The sequence below is a fragment of the Mesorhizobium sp. M7A.F.Ca.CA.002.15.2.1 genome, assembly GCF_003998715.1.
GTDB classification, from domain to species: Bacteria; Pseudomonadota; Alphaproteobacteria; order Rhizobiales; family Rhizobiaceae; genus Mesorhizobium; species Mesorhizobium ciceri.
The window spans coordinates 1-2,752 of record NZ_RZPI01000714.1 but is presented as its reverse complement, the minus strand read 5'-3'; the positions used below and the strand labels follow the sequence as shown (position 1 = coordinate 2,752).

The following is a 2,752-nucleotide window of genomic DNA, read 5'->3' as shown; positions in this document are numbered from 1 at the left end:
CCTTGAACCCGGCGCGGATGGGATGGTGATAGAGATCGCGGTCGACGATCTCCTGGTAGGTAAAGCTGTGCGGCAAGGTGGAGCGGCGCAGACTCCGCGCAAACTTGCCGAGGAGACGGCGGCTGAGCGGCCTCGGCGAGAGCATGCGGCCATAGAGTTTCCCGCCCGGCGCTTCGGCAAAGGGATCGGGCTCGTTGATCAAGCGAAAATCGAGCGGCGTGTTGACGGACAGAAAGTGCAGCATGTCCGGCGCGGCCTTGGCGAAAGCGCCCCAGAGCGCATCTTCCTTCTGCTCCCATCCTTCGGGCGCGACCGCACGCAGATAGGCGAGCGCATCCTCGCGGCTGTCGGCGATGCCGGCTTCGGCCGCGACATGGTTGGCGGGTATCCAGACCCCGGCACCGGACATGGCCGAGGTGCCGCCCAACCATTCGCTCTTTTCGATGACGAGCACCCTGAGGCCACCCTTGGCGGCCCGCAGCGCTGCCGAGCAGGCCGCCGATCCCGAACCGATCACCAGAACATCGTACTCGCCCATCGGCATTCCCCTGCCATCATCGACACAGCACTATATAGAGGCACGAAATTTAATCTGTCTACTATTGTGTCGACACTTTTTGCGCTGTACCCTCTCCAAGTCAGCAACGCGCCCGAACGACCTTCGCAGCTCCATTCGACAGGCAGAGCCATGGACGACACCAACCTTCCACCCGCGCCCTCTGGCATCCATGTTTCCGGAACCGAAACGCGCGAAAGCTACTGGCAGCCGGTTCCCGCAAACGGCCATATCGACGTGGCGCTCGCGCCGCACATCGTCGGCATGGAGCACCCCTTCGCGCTGGGCACGCAGTCGGTAGCGCCCGGCGGCTATGTGCGCGAACACACGCATGACCGCAACGAAGAGACGGTCTATGTCATCGAAGGCCATGGCCGCGCCGTCATCGACGGCAAGGAATATCCGCTGGAACCGGACAGCGTGGTGTTCCTGCCGAAGAATGTCCGACACATGTTCATCAACGACGGCGACACGCGCCTGCGCTGGATCTGGTTGATCGTGCCGAACGGGCTCGAGGATTTCTTTCGCCTGATCGGCAAGCCGCGCAAGCCAGGTGACCGTGTGCCGTCCAATTTCCCGCGCCCCGAAAACGTTCTGGAAATCGAGCGCAAGACGGTGTTCGGGGCAGACCTCGCCGACAAGTTCGATCCCCTGAGGCAGAATCCCTGAAGAAGCCTCGGATGGTGACGCTCGGCCTCATCGGCTTCGGCACGATCGCGCGCGAGATCGTCTCAGCTTTCCCAGTGGACTCGGTTTGCTGGGTGGCGCTGATGCGCGAAGGTACCCGCCGCGACTTGCCGGCGAATGTCAGCACTGTCACGCAGCTTGACGCGCTGATCGGTCCGCGCCCCCGGGCGGTGGTGGAGGCGGCAAGCCAGGAGGCGGTGGCCGCTTATGTGCCCGCGCTTCTCGAAGCCGGCATCCCGACCATCATCGCTTCGATCGGTGCATTCGCCGATCCGATCCTTGCCGCGAGGCTGACCGATGCTTCGCGCAATAGCGGCGCGCGCTTGGTCCTGCCGTCAGGCGCGTTGGGCGGTCTCGACTATCTCAGGGCGATAGCCGCACTTCCTGAGGCGCGGGTGCGCTACACCTCGCGCAAGCCGCCGACAGCTTGGGAAGTCGAGCTTGCCACTCTTGGCCTGTCGGCCGAGCACGACGCGGTATCCCTCTTCGAAGGCACGCCGGCGCAAGCGGCAAAGCTCTATCCGAAAAACCTCAACGCCGCCTTCGCCGTGGCGCTCGCTGCAGGTATCGACAAAGTCACAGTGCGCGTGGTTGCCGATCCGAAAGCTGCCGGCAACATGCATGAAATCGAGGTCGAGAGCACCGCCGGCACCGCCTCCTTCCGCCTCGTCAACGCACCCTCGCCCAACAATCCGAAAACCTCGATGCTCACGGCGCTCAGTCTCGTCGCGGCGCTTGGCGAGTTGCTCGACAGGGAGGGCCTCAGCTGATGCCCTTCTTCACCGCCGCCGATGGCTGCCGCATCCACTACGAGACATCAGGCAGCGCCGGCCCACGCCTCATCCTCATCTCCGGGCTCGGCGGTGATGGAAGGTTCTGGACTGGTGTGGTACGCCTGCTCGAGGCCGACCATCGCGTCATCGTCACCGACCATCGCGGCGCCGGTCGCAGCGATCGCCCCGAAAGCCCCTATTCCATTCCCCTGATCGCCAGCGACATTGCCGGCCTGCTGGCGCAGACGGGCGGTCCCGCCCATATTGTCGGGCATTCCACTGGTGGCGCCATCGCGCAGGTGCTGGCGCTCGATCATTCGGAACTTGGCCTGAGCTATACGATCAGCAGTTCCTGGGCGCGAGCCGACAGCCGTTTCCGCACGCTCTTCAGCGCTCGCGCCGAACTGCTGGAGGCCGGCTTGGCCGAGACCTATCAGCGCCTCGGCCATGTGCTCTGCCACGAACCGTCCTACCTCGAAACGCATGCCGGGGAACTCGACGCAGCCGTCGCCGCCGCCCCTGACACCCTGGCGCCGCTGACAGTCAGTGCTGCGCGCGTGCGCATGCTGCTCGACCATGATCGCCTTGCCGATCTGCCGCGCATCGACACCCCGGTTCAAGTGATTGCGGCCACCGGCGATATCCTGACACCGCCAGCCCTTTCGGAGGCGATCGCTGCGGCAATACCGGATGCCCGGTTTGTTTCAGTTCCCGGTGCGCATTTTCACCCCCTCGC

4 protein-coding genes are annotated in these 2,752 nt (G+C 64.5%); 3 read left to right on the top strand and 1 reads right to left on the bottom strand.

What is annotated here, in order from left to right:
- The coding region (locus tag ENZ74_RS28040; RefSeq protein ID WP_206522342.1) for an FAD-dependent oxidoreductase at positions 1 to 538 on the bottom strand (538 nt) is incomplete at its 3' end.
- Between the two features lie 150 nt (positions 539 to 688).
- On the opposite strand from ENZ74_RS28040, the gene ENZ74_RS28035 reads away from it, so the two are divergent.
- The 3 genes from ENZ74_RS28035 to ENZ74_RS28025 all read left to right on the top strand — a co-directional run.
- Complete coding sequence (locus ENZ74_RS28035; protein ID WP_063168733.1) at positions 689 to 1,225, top strand: cupin domain-containing protein; 537 nt, start codon at positions 689 to 691, stop codon at positions 1,223 to 1,225.
- Between the two features lie 11 nt (positions 1,226 to 1,236).
- Positions 1,237 to 2,013 carry an aspartate dehydrogenase gene (locus ENZ74_RS28030; protein ID WP_063168734.1) on the top strand — a complete coding sequence of 259 codons (777 nt, stop codon included), beginning with the start codon at positions 1,237 to 1,239 and terminating at the stop codon, positions 2,011 to 2,013.
- Positions 2,013 to 2,752: alpha/beta hydrolase (locus ENZ74_RS28025; RefSeq protein ID WP_127313156.1), on the top strand; the 740-nt coding region annotated here is incomplete at its 3' end. The genes ENZ74_RS28030 and ENZ74_RS28025, both read left to right, overlap by 1 nt.

Coding starts and splice junctions, on each gene's coding strand:
- ENZ74_RS28035 (WP_063168733.1), top strand. CDS start 689: ATGGACGACACCAACCTTCCACCCGCGCCCTCTGGCATCCATGTTTCC.
- ENZ74_RS28030 (WP_063168734.1), top strand. CDS start 1,237: ATGGTGACGCTCGGCCTCATCGGCTTCGGCACGATCGCGCGCGAGATC.